The 22,225-nt window shown below is 66.4% G+C and carries 20 protein-coding genes and 1 pseudogene; 12 read left to right on the top strand and 9 right to left on the bottom strand.

Annotated features, from left to right (window positions below; genetic code table 11):
- Window positions 1-353 precede the first annotated feature (353 nt).
- Window positions 354-1,372 (top strand): annotated as a pseudogene (locus AC50X9_RS02115) (amidohydrolase family protein).
- 452 nt (window positions 1,373-1,824) lie between these two features.
- Here AC50X9_RS02115 and AC50X9_RS02110 read toward each other — a convergent pair.
- Together AC50X9_RS02110 and AC50X9_RS02105 are read right to left on the bottom strand one after the other, a co-directional pair.
- On the bottom strand, window positions 1,825-3,600 hold the full coding sequence (locus AC50X9_RS02110; protein ID WP_494889685.1) for a glycoside hydrolase family 13 protein: 1,776 nt from the start codon (window positions 3,598-3,600) through the stop codon (window positions 1,825-1,827).
- Window positions 3,601-3,766: 166 nt separating this feature from the next.
- Window positions 3,767-5,044, bottom strand: a complete 1,278-nt coding sequence (locus tag AC50X9_RS02105; RefSeq protein ID WP_494889683.1) for a mechanosensitive ion channel family protein — start codon at window positions 5,042-5,044, stop codon at window positions 3,767-3,769.
- A gap of 189 nt (window positions 5,045-5,233) precedes the next feature.
- Between AC50X9_RS02105 and AC50X9_RS02100 the strand changes: the two genes are divergently transcribed.
- On the top strand, window positions 5,234-5,968 hold the full coding sequence (locus AC50X9_RS02100) for a hypothetical protein (protein WP_494889681.1): 735 nt from the start codon (window positions 5,234-5,236) through the stop codon (window positions 5,966-5,968).
- On the opposite strand, the gene AC50X9_RS02095 is transcribed toward AC50X9_RS02100, so the two are convergent.
- Window positions 5,942-6,250 (bottom strand): hypothetical protein, encoded by a 309-nt coding sequence (locus tag AC50X9_RS02095; protein WP_494889679.1) that lies wholly within the window; start codon window positions 6,248-6,250, stop codon window positions 5,942-5,944. The two genes, AC50X9_RS02100 and AC50X9_RS02095, sit on opposite strands and share 27 nt — an antisense overlap.
- A 16-nt stretch (window positions 6,251-6,266) precedes the next feature.
- Here AC50X9_RS02095 and AC50X9_RS02090 point away from each other — a divergent pair, with 16 nt between their 5' ends.
- Window positions 6,267-6,812 (top strand): hypothetical protein, encoded by a 546-nt coding sequence (locus AC50X9_RS02090; protein ID WP_494889677.1) that lies wholly within the window; start codon window positions 6,267-6,269, stop codon window positions 6,810-6,812.
- 8 nt (window positions 6,813-6,820) lie between these two features.
- Entirely contained in the window at window positions 6,821-7,816 is a 996-nt protein-coding gene (locus AC50X9_RS02085) for an alpha/beta fold hydrolase (protein ID WP_494889675.1), read from the top strand.
- Between the two features lie 32 nt (window positions 7,817-7,848).
- Here the strand turns inward: AC50X9_RS02085 and AC50X9_RS02080 are convergent, their stop codons facing one another.
- The 3 genes from AC50X9_RS02080 to AC50X9_RS02070 are packed head-to-tail and all read right to left on the bottom strand — an operon-like array spanning window position 7,849 to window position 10,388.
- On the bottom strand, window positions 7,849-9,108 hold the full coding sequence (locus AC50X9_RS02080) for an ABC transporter permease (RefSeq protein ID WP_494889673.1): 1,260 nt from the start codon (window positions 9,106-9,108) through the stop codon (window positions 7,849-7,851).
- A gap of 4 nt (window positions 9,109-9,112) precedes the next feature.
- On the bottom strand, window positions 9,113-10,069 hold the full coding sequence (locus AC50X9_RS02075; protein WP_494889671.1) for an ABC transporter ATP-binding protein: 957 nt from the start codon (window positions 10,067-10,069) through the stop codon (window positions 9,113-9,115).
- Window positions 10,070-10,124: 55 nt separating this feature from the next.
- On the bottom strand, window positions 10,125-10,388 hold the full coding sequence (locus AC50X9_RS02070) for a YegP family protein (RefSeq protein ID WP_494889669.1): 264 nt from the start codon (window positions 10,386-10,388) through the stop codon (window positions 10,125-10,127).
- 236 nt (window positions 10,389-10,624) lie between these two features.
- On the opposite strand from AC50X9_RS02070, the gene AC50X9_RS02065 reads away from it, so the two are divergent.
- Entirely contained in the window at window positions 10,625-10,930 is a 306-nt protein-coding gene (locus AC50X9_RS02065; protein WP_494889667.1) for an acylphosphatase, read from the top strand.
- Between the two features lie 313 nt (window positions 10,931-11,243).
- Here AC50X9_RS02065 and AC50X9_RS02060 read toward each other — a convergent pair whose 3' ends face one another.
- Complete coding sequence (locus AC50X9_RS02060) at window positions 11,244-13,070, bottom strand: RecQ family ATP-dependent DNA helicase (protein ID WP_494889665.1); 1,827 nt, start codon at window positions 13,068-13,070, stop codon at window positions 11,244-11,246.
- A gap of 148 nt (window positions 13,071-13,218) precedes the next feature.
- On the opposite strand from AC50X9_RS02060, the gene AC50X9_RS02055 reads away from it, so the two are divergent.
- From AC50X9_RS02055 to AC50X9_RS02025, 7 genes are all read left to right on the top strand, one after another.
- Window positions 13,219-13,554 carry a cupin domain-containing protein gene (locus tag AC50X9_RS02055; RefSeq protein WP_494889663.1) on the top strand — a complete coding sequence of 112 codons (336 nt, stop codon included), beginning with the start codon at window positions 13,219-13,221 and terminating at the stop codon, window positions 13,552-13,554.
- A gap of 175 nt (window positions 13,555-13,729) precedes the next feature.
- A complete protein-coding gene (locus AC50X9_RS02050) occupies window positions 13,730-14,989 on the top strand; it encodes an alpha-hydroxy acid oxidase (RefSeq protein WP_494889661.1) in 1,260 nt (419 codons plus the stop codon).
- Window positions 14,990-15,073: 84 nt separating this feature from the next.
- Window positions 15,074-15,982, top strand: a complete 909-nt coding sequence (locus AC50X9_RS02045) for an ABC transporter substrate-binding protein (protein ID WP_494889659.1) — start codon at window positions 15,074-15,076, stop codon at window positions 15,980-15,982.
- Between the two features lie 6 nt (window positions 15,983-15,988).
- Window positions 15,989-17,059 (top strand): amino acid ABC transporter permease, encoded by a 1,071-nt coding sequence (locus AC50X9_RS02040; protein ID WP_494889657.1) that lies wholly within the window; start codon window positions 15,989-15,991, stop codon window positions 17,057-17,059.
- Window positions 17,056-17,823: an amino acid ABC transporter ATP-binding protein gene (locus AC50X9_RS02035; RefSeq protein WP_494889651.1), complete on the top strand. Its 768-nt coding sequence runs from the start codon at window positions 17,056-17,058 to the stop codon at window positions 17,821-17,823. Before AC50X9_RS02040 ends, AC50X9_RS02035 begins: the two co-directional genes overlap by 4 nt.
- A complete protein-coding gene (locus AC50X9_RS02030) occupies window positions 17,820-18,455 on the top strand; it encodes a class I SAM-dependent methyltransferase (protein WP_494889648.1) in 636 nt (211 codons plus the stop codon). The genes AC50X9_RS02035 and AC50X9_RS02030 overlap by 4 nt, the downstream gene beginning before the upstream one ends.
- Window positions 18,456-18,634: 179 nt before the next feature.
- Complete coding sequence (locus tag AC50X9_RS02025) at window positions 18,635-19,996, top strand: MFS transporter (RefSeq protein WP_494889646.1); 1,362 nt, start codon at window positions 18,635-18,637, stop codon at window positions 19,994-19,996.
- 432 nt (window positions 19,997-20,428) lie between these two features.
- On the opposite strand, the gene AC50X9_RS02020 is transcribed toward AC50X9_RS02025, so the two are convergent.
- Both AC50X9_RS02020 and AC50X9_RS02015 read right to left on the bottom strand, forming a co-directional pair.
- Window positions 20,429-20,839: a hypothetical protein gene (locus AC50X9_RS02020; RefSeq protein ID WP_494889644.1), complete on the bottom strand. Its 411-nt coding sequence runs from the start codon at window positions 20,837-20,839 to the stop codon at window positions 20,429-20,431.
- Window positions 20,840-21,156: 317 nt separating this feature from the next.
- On the bottom strand, window positions 21,157-21,780 hold the full coding sequence (locus AC50X9_RS02015) for a DUF4190 domain-containing protein (RefSeq protein WP_494889642.1): 624 nt from the start codon (window positions 21,778-21,780) through the stop codon (window positions 21,157-21,159).
- Between the last annotated feature and the right edge of the window lie 445 nt (window positions 21,781-22,225).

The following is a 22,225-nucleotide window of genomic DNA, read 5'->3' as shown; positions in this document are numbered from 1 at the left end:
GCAGGCGACGCGCGCTTTTCCTGGCGCCGCGCCAAAGACCCTTCGACGCCCGAATCCCCGCGTCGAGGGGTCTTTTGCGTGTCATGGACGGCTGGGCGCGGCGCGGAACCTACGAAGAGCGGTCCCAGCCGCTGACGGCCTGAACGACCCGGCCGGCGCGACGTTCCCGACGATCGATCTTCGGGTTCTGGTCGCCGGCAGCGCTGCGACCAGCGTCGCGCCGGGGCACGGGGAGTTGCCGGTCGATCTCCCGGATCCCCAAGCGTTGTTCCGCCATGAGTGGCCCCGGTGGATAGGCTCACAGGCCCCACGCTCCTGCCTCCAGTCGGCGAGTAGATTGTTAGCATCCGCTGATGTTTGAGGGGCCCGCGGATCAGCGAAACGAACACGTTGGGCAGGGGATTCGGATGAGCCGTCCGCACCGCATTGACACCCACCAGCACATCATTCCGCCGGGGTATGCACGTTGGCTGCACGAAAAGGGCATCCGCCCGGGTGGCTTGAACCTGCCGTCGTGGTCGGAGCGCTCCGCACTGAAGTTCATGGATGGGAACGACGTGCAGACGGGCATCTTGTCCCTCTCCACGCCCGGTGTCTACCTCGGGGACGCCGTGGGTGCGCGGCGACGGGCGCGGGAGGTCAATGAGTACAGCGCAGAGGTGGTAGCCGGTCGGCCGGATCGATTCGGGTTCTTCGCGACACTTACGTTGCCGGACGTGGAAGGCGCCCTGACGGAGGCCAAGTACGCCCTGGACAGCCTGCATGCGGATGGCATCGTGCTGCTGGCCAACAATGACGGCCTCTACCTGGCGATCCGGCCTTCGAGCCACTGCTGGAGTTCCTGCACCGACGCCAGGCCGTCGTCTTCATTCACCCTGCCGAGCTTCCCGCTCCGGCGGTGCCCGGCATCCCCACCTTCGCCGCGGATTTCTTGCTCGACACCACCCGCATAGCTATCAGCCTGATCCTGTCCGGCGCGATGGAGAAGTACTCTGGAATCAAGTTCCTCCTGGCCCACGCGGGCGGCTTCGTGCCTTACATCGCCTTCAGGATCCTGCTCACGATGCTTAACGATCGAGACCTGGCCCTAAGCGTGTTGGCAGCGCTGACAGATGGGAAGCAATCAATCCTGCGGCGGTTCTACTACGACCTCGCCCTGTCCGCAAGCCCGACGACGCTGCCCACCCTGCTCGAGGTCGCTGACCCTCGCCGTATCACCTACGGCACTGACTTCCCGTTCGCACCGTCGATGGCGATCGGGCTCCTGAACAGGCAGTACGAGAACTACCCGCTGGAGCCCTCCCTGCGTGCGGCGATTGACCGCGGCAATGCGGAGTCGCTCTTTCCCCGGCTGAAGCATAGCCAAGGCTAAAACGATCTCAAGCAACAGGTGGAAGCCCGATCGGCTGAGTGCCGAGACCACGCCGAAGTGCGGACCTTCCTGGTCGGCGTTGACGCAACGTGAGCAGGCCTCCGGGTTGAACGTACGGCCAGTTGAACGTCCCGCCGGCCAAGCCGGCCAGCGGCTTGAATCTAGAACCGCGTTGGATCCGGCCGCGGCGGGACCGGTCCGGGATCCGGAATCGGCAGCGGCCCGGGTGTGGGGAACGGCCCGGGCGTCGGTGCGGGACCAGGTTCCGGAATCGGCGCCGGCGGCGGGACCGGTCCGGGCTCCGGCGGGAATGGATCCCCGGGCTGAGGCTCGGGGGTGGTCGGCCCGGGTTCCGGTGGAAACGGCTCGGGTCCGGGTGGCGGTGGGATGGTCATGTCAGGCTCCCTCACTCATCGTTGATCGGGTGGTGCTCAGGGTTGCTGTGCCGCGGCTTACCGCTCCGGCCGCGCCGCCCCGGCGCGCAGGACTTTTAACTCCCACGGCCGGAGATGCAGACGGGGCACCGCGGCATCGGCCGGGTAGTTGCCCAGCACCAGTTCGGCGCTGCCCCACGCGAGCGGCACCGCGGCGTCGTCGAGCGTTATCTCCTGGTCCTGACCGGAGAAGTTGCCCAGCACCAGCAGCCGGGTATCGGGCAGCGACCGGACAAAGGCGTAGACGTGCTCGTCCCGCGGCAGCAGCATCGCGAAGTCGCCGTCCGCGACCACGGGCTCGCTGTGCCGCAGGGCGATCACCTTCCGGTAGAAGTTGTACACCGAGTCGGGGTCGTCGACCTGCGCGGCGGCATTGATGTGGTTGGCGTTGGGGTTGACCGCAATCCAGGGGGCTCCGGTGGTGAAGCCGGCGTGCCGCGACGCGTCCCATTGGACCGGGGTGCGCGCGTTGTCGCGGTTCAGCGGTGCCAGCGCGGCGAGGACGTCGGCGTCCGTGTGGCCCAAATGTGTGGTGGCCTCGCGGTGGTGGTTGAGGACCTCGATGTCGCGGTAATCGCTGATCGCCCCGAAGGTCATGTTGGTCATGCCCAGTTCCTCGCCCTGGTAGACGTAGGGTGTGCCGCGGTGCAGATGCAGGATGCCGGCGAGCATTTTGGCGGACAGCTCACGGTATTTGCCGTCGTCGCCGAAGCGCGACACCGCACGGGCCTGGTCGTGGTTGCCCCAGTACAGGCTGTTCCAGCCGCGCTCGGCCAGGCCGGTCTGCCAGTGTCCGAGGCTCTTCTTGAGGTCCGTGAGGTTGAGCTTCCTGGGCCGCCACTTGTTGCCGTCCTCATGGTCCAGGGCGACGTGTTCGAACTGGAAGACCATGTCCACCTCAGCCCGCTCCGGGTCGGTGAACAGGATGGCCTCGTCCACTGTGACGCCGGGCATTTCGCCCACGGTGAGCAGCGGGCCGGGGCGGCCGGCAAAGACCTCCCGGTGCATCTCCTGCAGGAATTCATGGATCCGGGGCCCGCCGATGTAGAACGGGCTGCCGTCGCCATAGAGCATCCTGGCGGCGATGGGACCGTCCGGCAGGGCGGTGTCCTTGGAGATGAAATTGATGACGTCCATCCGGAAGCCGTCCACACCCCGGTCCAGCCACCAGTTCATCATATCGTAGACCGCTGCCCGGACCTCCGGATTCTCCCAGTTCAGGTCCGGCTGCTTCCGGGAAAAGAGGTGCAGGTAGTACTCGCCGGTGGCCTGGTCGAACTCCCAGACCGGGCCGGAGAACACCGACCCCCAGTTGTTCGGCTCCGCCCCGGGACCGGCGGAGCTGGCAGTGGAAACCTGGCGCGGCGGCCGCCACCAGTACCAGTCCCGCTTGGGGTCGTCCTTCGAGGAACGTGACTCGACGAACCAGGGATGCTCGTCCGAAGTGTGGTTGACAACCAGGTCCATGACCAGCTTCATGCCCCGCGCGTGCAGTCCGTCCGTGAGCTCCCGCAGTTCCTCGAGCGTTCCGAAGATCGGGTCGACGGTGCGGTAGTCGCTGATGTCGTAGCCGTTGTCGTCCTGCGGGGAGGTGTAGATCGGGGACAGCCAGACGACGTCGACGCCGAGCCGCTGCAGGTAGTCCAGCTTGCTGATGATGCCGCGCAGGTCCCCGATGCCGTCCCCGTTGGAGTCAGCGAAGCTGCGGGGATAAATCTGATAGACGACGGCGCTCCGGAACCAATCGCGGGCGGGCGGCTGAAGGGATTCGTCAGTCGGCTGTTGTACCGTCATGGGGCTCCTCAGCTGGTCCAGCGGGCTCCGCGGCGACAGCACCGTCGCTGACGCCCCACCGTGATTATTGAACAGTTCCCGCAGGCAGGGAAGACCCCGCTGTTGCTATGTGGACGGCGCGGGTCCCTGCGGGGGAGCCGGTCCGCCTGGGCCGGCCCCGGGCGCGCTAGTTTTTCGCGGCGATGTTCTTGTCGCGGTCCTCGAAGACCTCCTCGCCCGGGCCGGTGAAAGCGCGCGAGCGCTGGACCGCCTCGATGGAGCCGGTGAACAGCTGGGAGTCGTGCGGATCGGCCGGGTGCCGGCGGGGTTCGTCCGCGGCGGAGACCTTGCCCGGCTGGCCGGCCGCCCGCTTCGCCGACGTCGTGGAAGTCCCGGAGGTGCGAGAGGCATCGTCCGCGGCGGACCCCAGCGTTTCGAGCCGGACGCGGGGGAGCGCCGTCGGGTGTTCCTGCTGCAGGAACAGCACCAGCTCCTCGCGGATCAGGCAGCGCAGGTCAAAGAGCGTGGCGCTGTCGGCGGCGCTGACCAGGATGCGGACCCGGACGAAGCCCGCGGTCGCGTCGGTGATCTGCAGGATGCCGACCCGCTCGTCCCAGAGCTCGGTGCCGGCCAGGATCCGATTGAGCTCGGCGCGCATGTCCTCAACCGGGGCACGCCAGTCGAGATCGAACTCCACGGTGCCCATGACCTCGGACTGCCGCCGGGTCCAGTTCTCGAACGGGGTGGTGGTGAAGTACGTGGAGGGCAGGATCATCCGCCGGTCATCCCAGATGTGGACCACCACATAGGTCAGGGTGATCTCCTCGATCCGGCCCCATTCCTTCTGCACCACCACCACGTCGTCCACCCGGATCGCATCCGTGAAGGCAAGCTGGATGCCGGCGAAGACATTGACCAGCGAGGTCTGCGCGGCGAGGCCGGCCACAATCGAGATCACGCCGGCCGAGGCGAGCAGTCCGGCACCGAGGGCCTGGATCGCGGGGAAGGTCAGCATCGCGATGCCCAGCGCCACGATGGCGATCAGGGCGACGCCGATCCGCCGGGCGAGGATCACCTGGGTGCGGAGCCTGCGGGCCCGGCGGTTGTCCGCCACGTCCACCCGGTAGCGGGTGAGCAGCATGGTTTCGATGATGAGGAGCACCGCGACGGCCAGCCACGCGAGGGACCCGATCAGCGCGATCTGCAGTACGTGGTCCACGGTGCCGCTCCATCCGGCCTCGTCCGTGGTCAGGCCCAGGGCGATCCGGACACCGATCAGGCAGAGCGCAAAACGCAGCGGCAGCCGCGCCACCCGGGAGGTCTCGCGGAGGGCCGGCTGGTTGCGGTTGAGCCGGAGCACAATCCGGCGCACCAGCCAGGAGGCGAGGAGCCCGCCGGCCACCGCGAGGGCAACAGCGAGGACGGGGGCCAGATAAGGCAGGGCGGGATCAAAGACGTCTTGCATTACTTAAGCTCTAGCAAGCTTCTGGATCCATTCGAAATCCTCAGGGGACAACGTGGGAAGCGTCACGGCGGGCGAACCGGCGGCGGCTGGCCCGGCACGGCGGGTCGCCAAGGGTCCTAAGGCCCTAGTTTCCCCGCGGAAACACCCGAGAATTGTCGAACCAGTCGATTTTCCCAGGGGGAGGGTGCCATGGGCCGCGCCACGTCAGTCGCCACAGCCGTTTCCGCTTTCTGCGCAGCGGTCGTCCTTGCCGGCTGCGGGTCACCGGCAGCGGCCCCCGCCACCAGTTCCCCGCCGGTCACGACGGCCACATCTGGCCCGTCCGCAACGGCGAGCCCGTCGCCGAGCACCACCCCCTCACCGACCGTCACGGTCCCGGCGGGCTGGAAGACGTTCACGACGTCGGACGGCTCGCTGGCGTTCGACTACCCGGAGTCGTGGACCATCAAGGACCCGGCCGGCGAGCCCGCCGAGGGCGGCGTCTTTGTAGAGCTGGTGAGTGACTACGGAAAGACGATGGCGACCCTGCGGACGAACATGGTCACCGGTGCCGAGTGCACCGAGAAGTTCCCCTTCATGCAGTACGACGCCGAGCCCGTCCCCGCGCTGGCGCAGGGCGGGGTGACGCCGCGGTTCGTCTATGAGGGGCGGACGGACCCGACGTCGAGTGATCCGGCCGAGTCCCTCTTCCTGGCCTACGGCATCACCACCGCGCCGGAACCCACCGGGGACACCGCCTGCCCGATCTTCCACTTCTTCACCTGGCCGCCCAGCGGCGCCATGTTCGGCGGCGTCTATGACCCGTTCGACACGACCCCGGGAGGGCCCACGAACGTGGACACCCCCGAGGTGTACAAGGACACCACCGAGTACAAAAACGTCAAGCAGGCAATCACGTCACTGCGGCCGGTCGGAAAGCCATGACGTGAGGAGGCCGGCGGTTTCACCCGGAACGCGCCGGCACGGCGCCGGCCTGGGCGCCACCGGCCGGGAGGCCGCTCTGGGCATCGCCCTCAGCTCGGCGTTGTTGCTGGCCTCCTGCAGCCTGTCGCCGTCCCCGCCCGCCGGCCCCGCCGCACCTGGCAACTCGTCGCCCGCGACCACGACGCCGGCGGGGTCACCACCTGGCACGTCGATGCCGTCCGCCACGACGCCGGGCGGGTTGCCGGCGTCGGAGGGGCCGTCGCCGGGCTGGACGACCTTCACGACGAAGGCCGGGGATTTGTCGTTCGACTACCCGGCCGGCTGGACGGTCAACGACCCCGGCGGGGCGCTCGCCGGAGAGTTCGTGGACGTGCTGAACGCCGCGGGGAAACCGATGGCGGGCCTGCGGACCAACATCGTTACCGGGGCGGAATGCGTCGACAAAACCCCGATGGAGGTCTACGACTCCGAGCCGATGCTGGCCCTGGCCGAAGGCGGCGGAGGCGACGGCGGGGTACCCCGCTACGTGTTCGAATCCCGGGGCGAGGACACGGATGCCGTGGCCACGCAGTCCACCATCGCCGCGTACGGCATCACCATGGTCCCCGAAGAATCCGGTGACACCGCGTGCCCGATGTTCCACCTGTTCCTGTGGCCGCCCAGCGGCGCGTTCTTCGGCGGGACGTACAACCCGGAGAACAACGCCACCCCCGGGGACCCCTCACTGCCCTATCTGGAGAAGGCCAAACTCTACGCCGCGACCCCGGAATACCAGGAAATCCGCAAGATGATCACGTCATTGCGGCCGGCGGGCGCCACCGCAGGCGTGACGGCCGGGAAGTAGCAGAACAGGTGACCGTTCCGGATCCCCGCACCGAGTCAGGTCCCGGCCGGCGCCGGCCCAGGCGCCGGAAAAGACTGCGCGTCCTCGCCGTGGCGGTCCTGGCCGTTATCGGACTGGTCCTGGCCTCGACGGTCGCCAACCTGCTCCTTGAGCGGCAGGAGCGGGCCAGCATCACCCCCTACGGCGAACGGGTGGAGATCACCGGCGGAACGGTGAACGTCTACCGGAACGGCCAACCCGGCCAGCCGATTGTGCTCCTCAGCGGCCTGGGAACGGCAGCACCGGCGCTGGACTTCGCGCCGCTGATCCGGGAGCTGGGCGGCTACAACGTCACTGTCGTCGAGGGTTTCGGCTACGGCTACAGCGACCCGAGTGCGAGCGAGCGGACCAACAAGAACATCAGCACGGAACTCCACGAAACACTTGGCAAGCTCAACATCACGCCGCCCTATACCCTGGCCGGCCACTCGATCGCCGGCTTCTACCTGCTGGACTACGCCAACCGCTATCCCGCGGACGTGGCCGCCGTCGTCGGGATCGACGTCAGCGTGCCGAAAGCCACCAGCGGGCCGGAGGAGGTGGAGCTGGCGGGCCCCGGTGTCGCGCGGCTGCTCTCCGTCACCGGGGTGGCCCGGGCCGTCCTCGCGGTGGCCCCCGGTCTCGCGGAACCCGACGGCGACGCCTACACTCCGGAGGAACGCGAGCGCATGCGCCTGATGATGAGCTGGAATTTCGGCAACCAGGCCGTCGCCGATGAGACGGCGCGGATCGGGAACAACGCCTCGGACCTGCGCGGCATCAGCTACCCTGACGGTCTGCCGGTGCTCGCCTTTGTCGCCGACGACGGATCGCCGGAGACGGCCGGCAAGACTGCGGCGCTCGAGAACCTCCTGAGGAACGTCAAACGCCACGAAATTGTCCCGCTCTCCGGAGGCCACTACCTGCATTGGACCCAGTCCAAAGCCATGGCGGAGGCGATCAGGAGCTTCCTCGCCACCCGGTAGGCGACAGCGCCACCCGGTAGCCGGCGCTGCGCTCAGCGGTCCGCCGCCGGCGGCGCGTCGGCAACAGGGTGCCGGGCCCGGGAACGCAGGGCGTTCCGGACGTTGACCTTCGAGGTGTAGGAGATGGAGCCGTACTGGAAGAGCCGCACGGCCAGGCGGAGCATCACCGCGGCGCCCACGTAGAGGATGGCGATCACAATGCCGGCCTCGAGCAGGTTCAGGGAGCCGAAGCCGTTGCGCAGCAGCGCAGTCACCGGGGCCGAGAACGGGAAGAACGTGAAAATCTGCACGATCACCGACCGCGGATCGGAGACCACCAGGGCCACGGCGTAGAACGGCACGAAGATCAGCGCCATCATCACGCCCATGAAGTTGCCGGCCTCTTTCGCCGTGGGCATCACGGCGCCGATCGCCACGAGGGTGGTGGTGAACAGGGCGAAGCCGCCGACCAGGATCAGCAGGCCAACGGTCATCCGCACCGGGTCGAGGATCAGGGGAGGCAGGTCCAGGGCTGCCAGGCTGAGCTCCGCGGGAAAGTACAGCCGGGCGATCACGATGGGTGAGAGGAAGACGATCATCTGCACCAGGCCGATTCCGAACAGTGCGATCACCTTGCCCGCGATGAGCGTCGTCGGTTTGAGCGTGGTCAGGATCATTTCGGTGACGCGGTTTTCCTTCTCCTCCAGCGTGGAGTTGAGCATTTGCCCCGCCAGGAGCACGATCAGCCCGTAGAAAATGACCAGGAAGATCAGCGGCGGAATCACCGATCCCAGGCCGCCGGATTCCTTGCTGCCGTCATAGGTGATGGTGTCGATCTTCACCCTGCCGGCGTCGAGCGCGGCCAGTTGCGGTGACGCGATTTTCTGTTCGACGGCGTGCGTCAGCATGGCCTGCGCGACGGCGGCATACTTGCCGTTTTCGAAGATCCCCCGGTCCGCACCGTAGACGCGCACGGCCGTGGTTTCGGGGTGCGCAGGGTAGTGGAAGTAGGCGTCAACGGTGCCGGACTGCACGGCCCGGATCCCGGCGTCGGGGGAGCCCGCGGCGGTCGCCCCGTAGATCGCGGCGTCCTGGGCGGTGATCAGTCCGGACGCGTCGGTGTAGGAGATGCTGAACTGGGCGTCTTTCTGCGCCTCGGCGGCGGTGTCCGTGGTGGTGTTGCTGAGGAAGATCAGCCCGAAGACCACGGCCATGATGATCGGCACCGACAGGGTGCCGATCCAGAACCGGATTTTCGTGACGGTGCGGATGAACTCGAAGCTGACGACTGTGCCAAGGTTGTGCTGGGCCACAGCGCTACCCTCCTTCCCGCCGCCCGGACGGTGCGGCGGCGGCAGCCCCGGGAGGGGAGGGAGTGTTCTGGTCGCCGTAGACCCGGATGAAGATGTCCTCGAGGGAGATTTTGGTGGTGGTGAAGCTCCGGACGGTCACCCCGGCGTCGACCAGGTCCTTGAGGATGACGGCTTCGTCCGTGGCATCGGAGACGGAGAGCTCCGAGTAGTTGGTCTCCTCGAGCAGCACCTCATAGTGCGGCGAACGGGGAAGGTGACCGCTGTGCCTGATCCGGATGATGCGGCCGCCGTATTTGTTCTGCACCTCATCGATGGTGCCGTAGGCTTCCGCGGTGCCGTCCTTGAGCAGGATCACGCGGTCGCAGAGCCGCTCCACCTCTTCCATCTGGTGGGTCACCATGACCACCGTGGCGCCGCCCTGTTTCTGCTCGGCGATGATGTCCATCAGCAGGCGCCGGTTGACCGGGTCGAAGCCCTTCGTGGGTTCATCGAGGATCAGCAGCTCGGGATTGTTCATGATGGTGACTCCGAGCTGGACCTTTTGCTGCTGACCGCTGGACAGCTTGTCGAGCACCGCGGAGGCGCGGTCCGCCAGCGCCACCCGGTCCAGGTACTGCAGTGACCATTGCTTCGCGGCGCGCCGCTCCATCCCCTTGAGCCGGCCGAAGTAGGTCATGATGTCGATGACCTTTTCCTTCTTGTACAGCCCGCGCTCTTCGGGAAGGTAGCCCAGCCTGTCGCCGTGCTCGGGTTTGAAGTCCCGGCCGTTGATGTGCAGGACCCCGGCGGTGGGCTCGTAGATGCCCAGCAGGGCCCGGATGGTCGTGGTCTTGCCCGAGCCGTTGCTGCCGAGGAAGCCGAAGGTCTCGCCGGCGTGCACGTCGAAGGAGAGGTCGCGGATCACCGTGGTGTCGCCAAAGTCCATCCGGAAGCCGCTGATGTGGACCCGTGCCTCGTCCATTGCGGCTCCCGAATGTGCCGGGCTGCCCGCCCGGGGTCTTACTCGTCAGACCCGCCTAGACGGCGGGGAAATGCCGGTGCCGGCGGTGGGCCGGCGTCGGCAGGCCTGCCCTGGTCCGTCCGGTGCCGCCCCAAGCGTTGGTCCGGGCCTCCTTGATCAGGCCGGTGCCGGCGCACTCGCGGACTGCCATGATGCCGTCCGCGGCGGACCGTTTGTCGTCAAAAGCCTTGGAAATCGCCAAGACCGTGCCGTCGGCGCCGAGGAGCCGGAATCGGACGTTGGCCTCAGCGTCCGTGAAGATTTCGAACTGACCTGCCATCTTGTTGTCCTTTCGGGCAATGCAGCACGGCGGGAGGGTGAGGCACTTCCATGTGCCATGCCGTTGTCTCGACACGTCCCCGCGGCGCATCAAACCATCCTTCCTGCTGGGGTGCGCGGAAAGTAAGGGGCAAAGGTCCCTATGTGTACAGCCCACGTTTTCCCGTTGTGCGCTCAGGTTGTGCGCTCCCGTTGTCCTCCGGTTGTCCGCTTTGCGCAGGGCGCTAGATTGGGAGCATGGCTGAGTTTCCGAAGGGCGATTCCGGCGAGTGGGTCCGGCTGACAGCGCGGGTGGACGGCGTGGTGCAGGCCGTTGGCTTCCGCTACTGGACGGTGCGCCAGGCCGAGGAGCTGGGGCTGACCGGCACCGTCCGGAACAACGACGACGGTTCGGTGGGCATCCTGGCGGAGGGCCCGCAGTCCGTGGTGCTGGAGTTCCGGCGCTGGCTGCGCTCGCCGGAGGCACCGGGGCGGGTGGAGAACGTGCAGGAATCGGTCTCCCGGGCCACCGGGGCGTTCAGCAATTTCAGGGTGGTGTACTGATTCCCGGCCCGGTGTCACCGCTGGCGAATCGGCGGGTAAAACGGCCGAGGAACTCCAGCACGGCGGGGTGGGCTGGGTTGATGAGGTGGCCGCCGGGAACCAGTACGCTTTCGGCCGCGGGGAGCAGCTCCGCGAGCCGTGAATTGACCCTGGACAGGACCGCAGGCGAGTCCTCCGCGGAGACAAGCAGCGTCGGCTGGCTGACACTGGCCAGCTCGTCCGGCCCGAGGGTCCACGCCGTTCACGCTGACCCTGGCCATGGATTTAGCGTAGGTCCGCCGCCGACGGTCGTCGGGTAAGCCCGGAGTCCGGTTCAATCCCGGGAACGGGTGAGCAATTTGTGTTCCACGACGGCCGGCAGGGACAGCGTTTTGTACCCCTCCTGCTCAAACAACACGGTGATGACGTCGTCCTCGTGCCGCATCACCAGACCCGGGCCCCATTTCTTATGAACCACCCCTGATTGCAGCGGAAAGAGCTCGGAGCCGTCGTCGGGGTCGCCGTCCACCGTGGCAGCGACGCCAGCGCCGTCCCCGGCGCCGTCCCCGGCGCTGACGGTGGCGCCGGCAGCGGGCCGGGCAGCGGCGGCGTCCGTGCAGCTGTCGCAGTTGCCGCAGTCCTCGGGCAGGTCCTCGCCGAAATAGCCCAGCAGGTACTGGCGGCGGCAGCCGTCCGTCTCGGCGTAGCCGCGCACCATCTCGATCCTGGAATGGTCCATCCGCTGCCGCGCTTCGGCCAGGTCCACAGCCGCCGCGACCACTTCGGGCAGCGTCGCGCCGGCGTCGAGCCTGACACCGCGTTTCCCAACCTTGACCGCACGGGTCTCCTGGAGCTGGTTCAGCAACCCGGTGAGCCTGCGCGGAGCAAACCCGGTTGCCTCCGCGAGCGCGGCTTTGGTCAGCGGGCCATCGGAGCCGCGGAGCGCGGACAGGACCGCCAGCAGAGACTCTTCGTCCGGGCGGTGCGTGCCGAAGAAGCGGCGCAGGCCCAGGTCTTCCGACCGGTAGTGCAGGACGGCGAGGGCAGGTTCGCCGTCCCGGCCGGCGCGTCCGATCTCCTGGTAGTAGCTGTCCAGCGACTCGGTGATGTCGGCGTGGACCACGAAGCGGACGTTGGGTTTATCGATGCCCATGCCGAAGGCTGTCGTCGCGACCACCACGTCCAGCTGGTCGTCCATAAACAGCTCATAGACGCGCTCGCGGTCCTCTCCACTGCGCCCCGCGTGATAGCACTCGGCGCGCAGTCCGCGCTTGGCCAGCTTTTCCGCGTACTTCTCGGTGTCCCGGCGCTTCGCCGCGTAGACGAGACCGGCTGCACCGAGGCCGGGGACCGCTCCGGTGGCGAGGGCCGTGACCTGCTCGACGACGGCGCGGCGTTTGGCCGTGTCCTCGTGGTGGCGGATGACCTCGAGCCGGATGTTGGGCCGGTCGAAGCCGTGCACCAGCACCAGCGGGTCTCTCATCTTCAGCCGCTTCCGGATCTCCTCGCGGACCGGCCGGGCCGCAGTTGCAGTGAGCGCCGCTACCGGCGGCGAGCCGAGCCTGCCGCGGACCGCGCCCAAGCCGAGATAGTCCGGCCGGAAGTCGTGGCCCCAGGCGGAGACGCAGTGCGCCTCGTCCACGACGAAGAGCGATATCTCGAGGGCCGCGAGCCGGTCCACGGTGCTGTCCTTGGCCAGCTGCTCGGGGGCGAGAAAGAGGAAGGCGGCCACCCCGTTCTCCGCGGCCTGCCACGCCTCCTCCAGCTGAGCGGCGCTGTGGTGGGAATTGATGGCTATGGCCGTCAGTGGGCCAAGACGGCTGTTCAGGCTCTCAAGCTGGTCCTCCTGCAGCGCAATCAGCGGGGAAACCACGACGGCGATGCCCGGCTTTCCAGCGGTGCCCTGTCTGGTGCGGAGTGCCATGGCGGCGACCTGGTAGATGGCGGACTTGCCGTAGCCCGTGGGCATCACCGCCAGGACATCACGGCCGGCAACGAGGGCGGCCATCCCGGCCAGCTGTCCCTCGCGGAGGCGCGGAAGGTCAAAGGTTTGGTCGGCGAGCCGTCGGAGTTCTGCGGGGACTCCCTGCGCCGCAGCGTCTGTGGGAGAACTGGCGGTCGAAGGAGTGTCGAGGGCCGGTTCTTCAATAGCCTTGCTCATGGCGGTGCTCCGGTGGGAAGTTCCGTGGCCCTTGGCATAAGCCGTTCCACCAGCTTAACGCTTTCCTCCGACAGTGGCCGGTCCGAGGGCGCGAAATCGTGGCCAAGGACCCTCGGCAGCGGCTGAGTTTCTGGGTAGGGTGGGCCGCATGCAGAAGATATCGCTCGATGCCCTTGCCCGTCAGCAGCTCGCGGCTGCCCTGGCGGCACCCAGCGGCCGGGCCGCGGATACCGCGTTTGGTGGCCATGAGAAGACGCTCCGCCAGACGGTGATGGCGTTCCGGGCCGGGACGCAGCTCAGCGAACACCAGAATCCCGGCGAAGCCACCGTCTTTGTGCTCCGCGGCTGCGTCCGGCTCCGCGCCGGCGAGGAATCCTGGCAGGGGAAGGCCGGCGACCTGCTGATTGTGCCGGACGGTTTGCACAGCCTGGAAGCAGAAGAGGACTCGGCGATCCTGATGACCGTCGCGAAAATCAAGTCCTGACGGCATAGCCGCGCCCGTGGTGGCGGCGCTGCGGCGGCGCTCTCCGGCGTGTCACGTCGATGGGACGGTGCCGGAGGGGTGGATGGGCCAGAATCGTCTGATCGGGATCGGCGATCGCAGCGGCTGCTTTCTCCGCTGAACCGTAAAGCTCGCACGCAGTGGAAGGCCGTCCCCCTTGAAAATCAGCGAAGCCAGGCAGCTCGTCCAGGTCAAAGCCCCCGTCTTGTCCCGGCGTCGCCGGGTGCTGGCCAACGCGTTCAATGTGGAGGAGTACCGGAAATCGGCGCGGCGGGTCCTGCCGGCCGGGATCTTCGACTACCTCGACGGCGGCTCCGAAGACGAAGTGACGCTCCGCCGCAACCGCGCCGTCTTCGACTCCTGGGCGCTGATGCCCAGCTGGGGCCCGGTCACCGGACCGGACACCAGCACGGCCATCCTCGGGAAAGCCAGTTCCCTGCCCCTGACCTTGACGCCCACCGGCGCGACCCGCCTGTTCCATCCCGAGGGCGAACTCGCCGTCGCGGCCGCCGCCGACCGGGCGCACATCCCGTATGGTCTGGCCGGACTGAGCACTGTGCCGATGGAAACCATCGCGGCGGGCCACCCAGACCTGGACCGCTGGTTCAACTTCGGGCTCACCGCCGACGCCCAGGCCATGAAGGACAAACTGGCGCGCTGCGAAGCCGCCGGATTCACCACTCTGATTGTCGGCGTCGACACCCGGGCCCTGGGCGCGAGGGAACGGGACCTGCACAACGGCTTCACGGCTCCACCGGCGCTGACGCTGTCCACCATCGCGGACATCGCCCGGCGGATCAACTTCCTGAAGTCGGACGGCATCAGTTTCCCGAACCTGGACCCGCGCAGTCCGGCGGCCACCTCCGTGGTCACGCCGTCCATGTGGCAGCACATCCTCGGCCACTCGGATGCGACCAGCGGCTGGAACGAGCTCGTTGCCCTGCGGCAGGCGTGGCAGGGCAAGATCGTGCTCAAGGGCTGCGTCAACCCGGCCGACGTCGAAAAGGCCGCCCGGATCGGCCTGGATGCCGTCCAGCTCAGCAACCACGGCGGCCGCCAGCTCGACCACATGCTGAGCCCGATGGATGTGCTGCAGGAATCCCGCCAGCGGGTGGGTGACTCGATTGAGATCTACGTGGACTCGGGCATCCGCCGGGGCAGCGACATCCTCAAGGCGCTGGCCCTGGGTGCCGATGCCTGCTCGATCGGCCGGGCCTACCTGTACGGACTGGTCGCGGCGGGGTCGCCCGGCGTCGGACGCATCATTGAGATCTTCGCGGATGAGCTGCGGCGTACCATGACGTTAGTGGGCGTTTCCAGCATTGCGGAGGTGAAGGCTCGGGGCGGGGAAATTCTGCGGGACATCCGGCATTCCGGGGAAATCCTTGAATCAACAGCGTCAGGCAACACGCACTAACGAGTTCTGAGCTTGCAGGCACCTGGTGCCCTCCTCCCGCAGACTTGCGGGAACCAAGGGACACTCTGAACAACTAAGGAAACCATGCGCACTCGATACGTCCTCCCCGTTCTCACCCTGGCTACAGCGCTCGCGCTCTCCGGTTGCGTCGACAACAGCCAGCCGGCCGCTACCGGCGGGGCCTCCGGAACCGGATCAGCTGACGCCATCGAGGTCAAAAAGAACGATGCCATTGCCGCGATGCTTCCGGAGAAGATCAAGACCGCGGGGGTGCTTAACGTCGGCATGGCCAACAACTACCCGCCCAACGAGTTCAAGGACGACAACGGCAACCCGGCAGGCTGGTCAGTGGACCTGACCAACGCCCTGGGCCAGATCATGGGACTGAAGGTTAACTTCGACATCGGCACCTTCGACAACATCCTTCCCGCCGTCCGCGCCGGGAAGGATGACATGGGCATGTCATCCTTCACCGACACCCTGGAACGCGAGAAGCAGGTCGACTTCGTCAACTACTACTCCGCCGGAATCCAGTGGGCCGCCCCCAAGGGCAAGACCGTCGACCCCAACAACGCCTGCGGGCTCAAGGTCGCCGTCCAGGCCACCACGTATGAGGACACCCACGAAGTGCCCGCAAAGTCGAAGGCCTGCACCGACGCCGGCAAGCCGGCCATCACCATCTTCAAGTACGACGCGCAGGACCAGGCGACCAACGCCCTCGTGGTTGGACAGGTTGACGCGATGAGCGCCGATTCGCCCGTTACCCTCTACGCGATCTCTAAGACCAAGGACAAGCTGCAGACCGCCGGCGACGCCTTTGAAGTGGCACCGTACGGCATCCCCGTGGCCCAGGGCAGCGAATTCACGCCGGTCCTGCAGAAGGCCCTCCAGACGCTGATCGACGACGGCACCTACACCAAGATCCTGTCCAAGTGGGGCGTCGAAGCCGGCGGAGTCAAGACGGCGGACCTCAACGTGGCAGCCAAAGGCTGATCGCAGATGAGCGAGCCGGAACCGGGCCGGATGACTGAGGCGGAACCGGGCAGGACGCCGGAACCCGGTGGAACGCCGGAACCCGGTATCAAGCGGGCAGGTCGCAAGCCGCGGACCACTGGCACCCAGGGCGGGGATGAAGCGCCGGCGGAAGCGATCGTGGCGATCCCGCTGCGCCATCCCTGGCGGAACGTGGTGGCGGTGCTCCTCGTCATCGGCCTGGCGGTCTTCGTGCTGGACGCCGCCCAGCGCCCGGATTATGGCTGGGCGGACGTGGGCAAGTACATCTTCGACCGCCGGATCAGCCAGGCAGCGTGGGTGACCCTGTGGCTGACCATCTATGCGATGATCGGCGCCATCGTCATCGGCCTGCTGCTGGCCATCATGCGCCTTTCGCCTAACCCGGTGCTGAAGAGCATCGCCTGGCTGTACATCTGGATCTTCCGCGGAACCCCGGTCTACGTGCAGCTGGTCTTCTGGGGCATCGTGTCCCTGATCTACCCGGTGTTCACGCTGGGCATTCCGTTTATGGAGCCGTGGGCCACCATCCCGAACGAGGTCTTCACCAACCTCTTCATCACCGCCGTGATCGGGCTGGCCTTGAACGAGGCCGCCTACATGTCCGAGATCGTGCGCGCCGGGCTGCTGTCCGTGGACACGGGCCAGGAGGAAGCCTCGACGGCGCTGGCGATGTCCTGGGGGCAGACCATGCGGTACGTGGTGGTTCCCCAGGCCATGAAGATCATCATTCCGCCCACCGGCAACGAGGTGATCTCGATGCTCAAGACCACCTCGCTGGTGGCGGCGATCCCGTTGAGCATCGACCTTTATGGCGTGTCCCGGGGTATCTCCGCCGTGACGTTCACGCCGGTGCCGCTGCTGATTGTGGCTTCGCTCTGGTACCTGCTCTTCACCTCCATCCTGATGGTGGGCCAGCACTTCATTGAAAAGCGGTTCTCGCGGGGAACCGGACGGATCAAGACGGGCAAGGAACCGGCGACGCCGGGACCGGCCGAGACTGCGGTCCCGGGCACGCCCGCCGGACCGATTGGCACAGACTTTGGAGGCAAAGGATGACGGACGTGCCGATGGTGCTCGCGGAGCGGGTGTCTAAGAATTTCGGCACCAATAAGGTGCTGCGCGGGATCAGTCTGGAAGTCGACCCCGGGGAGGTGCTCTGCATTGTGGGGCCCAGCGGTTCGGGCAAGTCGACGTTCCTGCGCTGCATCAACCACCTGGAACGGGTCGACGGCGGCCGGCTCTCGGTCGACGGGCAGCTGGTGGGCTACCGCCAGAAGGGCGACAAGCTCTACGAACTCAAGCTCAAGGAAGCAGCCCACCAGCGCCAGGAAATCGGGATGGTGTTCCAGCGGTTCAACCTGTTTCCGCACCTGACCGCGGTGGAGAACATCACGCTGGCTCCGATCAAGGTGAAGGGTCTGTCCAAGGCCAAAGCCACCGCCCGGGCCATGGAACTGCTGGAGCGGGTGGGCCTGGGGGACAAGGGCGATGCCTACCCTGCGCACCTCTCCGGCGGGCAGCAGCAGCGCGTGGCCATCGCCCGTGCGCTGGCCATGGATCCGAAGCTGATGCTCTTTGACGAACCGACCAGTGCCTTGGACCCGGAACTCGTGGGCGAGGTCCTCGACGTGATGAAGGAACTGGCCAAGAGCGGCATGACCATGATCGTGGTGACCCACGAGATGGGGTTCGCCCGCGAAGTGGCCGACACGCTCGTCTTCATGGACGAAGGCGTGGTGGTGGAGGCCGGCCCGCCCCGGCAGATGCTGAGCGATCCGCAGCACGACCGCACCAAGGCGTTCCTTTCCAAGGTCCTGTGACACCGGAGGCCGGGCGTGCGGCGGAGGGGGCCGGCGCCGTCGCCGGCAACGCAGTCTGGGCTGACTACAACGCGGCCCAGGCGGCCAGACCCGTGCGCCCCCTCTGTCTCGAGGCGATGGCTTTCGCCGGGCCAGGGCCGGGACGCCGTGCCCTCGACCTGGGCTGCGGCGCCGGAAAAGAAACCCTGGCGCTGTTGGGCGATGGGTGGCGGGTGCACGCCGTGGACTCGCTGCCGGACACCAGGGGACGGCTGCTGGGGATCGCCCCGGCGGATGCGGCCGGCCGGCTCAGCATCGAGGTACGGCCGTTCGAGGAGCTCCGGACACTCCCGGACGCGGAACTGATCTTCGCCGGCTATTCGCTGCCGTTCATCCACCCGGATCACTTCGACAGCTTCTGGCGGCTGATGCTGAACGCCCTCCAGCAAGGGGGCATCGTGGCGGTAAACCTGTTCGGCGACCGGGATTCCTGGGCGGACGTCCCGGAATGGAACTTCCACACCGAGGCGGAGGCCCGGCAGCTCTTCGACGGGCTGGAGATCCTGAAGTTTGAGGTGTACGACGACGACGGTCAGTCGTTCCGCGGTCCCAAGCACTGGCACATCTACGACGTGATCGCCCGCAAGCCGTGACTTCGGCGTCACTGTAGACAGCGTTTACCCTGCACACCACGAGGACTTCCGCGGTATTCAGCGGGTTCCCGGCAACTGTAAAGCCAAAAGTCTGCCCTGCATGACGCGTCAGCCGCCCGCCGCGGCGGATTGTGTTGTCCGGTTCGATTTTGGCTCGCCGGGTGGGACAGACTGTTGCCGTGAGCAACTCTCCCCGGACGGGTCTCGCCGTCGCAGGGCTCAGCCTTGGCACGGCCCTGAACCCGCTGAACTCCTCGATGATCGCCGTCGCCCTCGTGGTGCTGCGCGCCGACTTCGGGCTCGACGTCGCCACCGTCACCTGGGTGATCACCTCCTTCTATCTCACCTCCGCGGCGGGGCAGCCGCTGATGGGCCGGCTGGCGGACCGGTTCGGCCCGCGGCGGCTGTTCATCCTCGGCATGGTTCTGGTGGCCGTGACCTGCGCGCTTGCCCCGTTCGCCCCGAATTTCGTCCTGCTCTGCGTAGCCCGTGCCGTCATGGCACTGGGCACGGCGACCGCGTACCCCAGCGCCGTCGTGATGGTCAATGCGCTGGCTCGGCAGGCAAAGGTGAAGTCCAACCGGCCGCTGGGCCGGATCCAGATGGCGAACACCTCCGCGGCCGCCGTCGGCCCCGTGGTGGGCGGACTGCTGGTGGGCTTTGTCGGCTGGGAGGCCCTGTTCCTGGTCAACGTCCCGCTGGCCCTGGCCGCGATCGTCCTGGTCCAGCGGTTCGCCCCCGCGGATGAGGAGCGGGAACGCGGCCGGGCCTCTGAGCTGCTGCGCGACTCGGACATCCCCGGCATCCTGGCCTTCATCGGTTCCATGGTCCTGGTGATGATGGCGCTGCTCAATGTCCTGCCGGCCTACCGCTGGTGGCTGCTCGGAGCAGGCACCCTGGTGGCGGTGCTCTTCGTATGGCGGGAGCTGCGCTTCGACCCGCCGTTCCTGGACCTGCGGCTGCTCGGCCGGAACCGGCCGCTGCTCCTGGTGTATCTGGGCTTCGCCCTGTTCAACGGCGTCTACTACTTCTCCTTCTTTGGCCTGCCGCAGCTGCTGCAGCAGGCCGGGGGCTATGAGCCAGGTGTCGTCGGCCTGCTGATGCTGCCGCTGGCGGCGATGTCGGTGCTGGTGACGCCGGTCGCGGTCCGCACGATGGACCGGATCGGCGTCAAGCGGGTGCTGATCGCCGGCGTCGTGCTGCTGCTTATCGCCTCCGGGACCATGTGGCTGCTGACCGCCTCGTTCGCGGTTCCGCTGGTCCTCGCGCTGACCGCCCTGATGGGGGTGCCGTACGGAGTGGTCAGCATCGCCTCCAGCCAGGGCATGTACCTGTCCACCCGGCCGGAGGAGCGTGGGGTGGCCGCCGGGATCTTTCAGACCTGCCGGTACATCGGGGCGATCACTGCGACCGTCCTGATCGGGATTTTCTACGGCACCGGGGTCAACCAGGCCAACTGGGGGCTCATGGTCTTCGTCATGCTGGGACTCGGCGCGGTGGTGTTTGCCGTCTCGCTGCTGTGGCGGGAGCGGAGAGGCTGAGGACCGCCGGTGCGGACTCCGGCGGAGACTCCAACGCCGTCTCCGCGGCGGGTGAGGATGCGACGGCGGCCGGGCCGTCGCAGTCAAAGTGATACTGCCGCAGCACGTTGGACCGGGACGGGTCCTTGAGCTTCTGCATCGCCGCGATCTCGATATGGCGGATGCGGTCGCGGGTCGTGCCGAACGCCTTCGCGACGGGCAATGCGGCCGAGCATGGGTACCAGGAAAACCTGAGCATCATGCGGCAAATCGAAGCACGACGGCGGCCGGGTCGACCGCCGGGCGCAGCGAAGGACGTCCACGTTCCGAAAGGGAACGCACTCAGCCTTCTTATCTGCGGAACTGAAGTTCCGAGGCGCTTATGCCGCGCGGCTCCACTGCCACCCGCCGTACTCGCCCAGTGATTCGGCGTCGCAGCGAGGAATCAGATGACTAGGAGCACCTAGTCAGCAGGTCTACTCCGGAGGCTTTGAACTCGTTGATGTCGTTCGAGAATAGGGCTGCTAGCAGCACCTTCATCTCAGGATTGGCGCTCTTGGCGATGCTCTTGACGGCGTCCCGCGCCTCTGCAATCTTGGTGATTGCTGCCTGATTTGAGGCCTCAAAGCCAGTAATGCCATTTATGTACTGGATGAGGGGGCCGTCCTCCTTGGAACCGATCAGCAAGGTACAGGTGGCCGCTTCCGACACTGTGAGAGTGGTGGGAGTGGGTGTGGGCGTGGAGCTAGCTGTGGGTGCCGCAGCAGCCGCCGTTGAAGCCGCCGATTCCGGCCCGGTCGCCTGACCGCACCCGACCAGCGCAACTGTTGCAGTCAAAACCATGGCGCTTAAGGTTTTTCTCATTTTTCCATTTTCTAAGTTGTGGCGGGCCGTCCGTCAGGGACGGACTGCCGGGTCATTCCGAGTCAACCCCGGATTGCCCTGATTCGAGGCGAAGCCGAGGAATAGCCATCGGCGAACATCGGCGGCTGGTCCGCTGGAGCGATCACGGCCGCCGTCAGGATCGAATCTCGATTGAGGAACTGCAGTCGGCGCGAACCGGTCGGACTCGTGGTGGTTGAGGTGTCTCTTGTAGAGGGCGCCTGTTACGGCCGGAGTAGTCGGAGATAGAAATGGCCGGTACGGAACGACGACGCGTCCCGTACCAGCCGAGGCTTGAGCTACTTCGTCCAGGTGCTCCCTGAGCACGTAGCGTTGGCGCCTGCACCGTTTCCGACGTTCTTTCCTGCGCTCTTTCCGTCGACAAGGATTTCGCAGCTGACAGCAGCGGTGGAGTTGCTGAAGTCGCCCATTACGGAAAGGCTGGTGATGTTCAGGTCTTTGGACGTGATGGACTTTTTCCAGTCAGCCGTAACCTTCTCGGTCGAGCTTCCCGAACCGGTCCAGTAATTGACCGTGGCAGGACCTGATGTGGTGATGACATACTCCACGGTGTGCTCGGCGTTGATGCTCTCGTCAACGGCCTTGGCAGCGGCGCCGATGGCAGCCGTCATCATTCCGGCGACAATGAGGCTGACGACGCCGAGAATGATTCCGGCGATGGCCATACCCCTCTTCCGGTTCTTGAGCAGGAAGGCGATGATGCCGAGAATGATGGCGACCGGGCCCAGGAAGAAAGCGACCATACCGACCAGCGGAATGATGCTGAATACTGCTGCGACGATACCCACGACGAGGGCCGCGACGCCGAGGCCATTCGTTCGCTTCGCCTCCACGGGCAGCACGTTCTGAACCTGAGGCGCGGGCGCGGCCGGAGGTGCGGTGTCATTCTTGAATTCGGACATTGTTTTTCCCCTATTTATTTCATGGTCAGTTGTGATCCGACCGGAGGTTTGCTACGGGATGTGCGCAACAATCAGCCGATCGCCGCAATCCAAGCGGCGGGAATTGGGCGAAGCCCGTTTAGGCACCCCAAATGACGCCAAAACGCAGGTGCGAAGTAAGCGTCTAACAGGGGTGGCCCGTGATCCAAATTGAAGCATATATGACGTTGCAGACAGAAAACCTAAAGGGCGGTATCTGCTGACCTATGGTCAAGGCGAGGGTTCCACTGGCGAGCCAACAAAGTGCCAGAATACCGCAACACGTGTACCTGGAGTGTTCCTTCGAACCCGGATTTGTGACTGAACTGACGTCTAGAACCGCGGTGTATTACCTGTTGACCGCGTAACAAATCCCATTTTCGATCATCCGGAGAAGTCAAGTGGATGAGTGGCGTCGACACACTTG

The organism is Pseudarthrobacter sp. HLT1-3 (assembly GCF_059383535.1).
The sequence above is the reverse complement of the archived record's forward strand: the minus strand, read 5'-3'. Positions and strand labels throughout refer to the sequence as shown.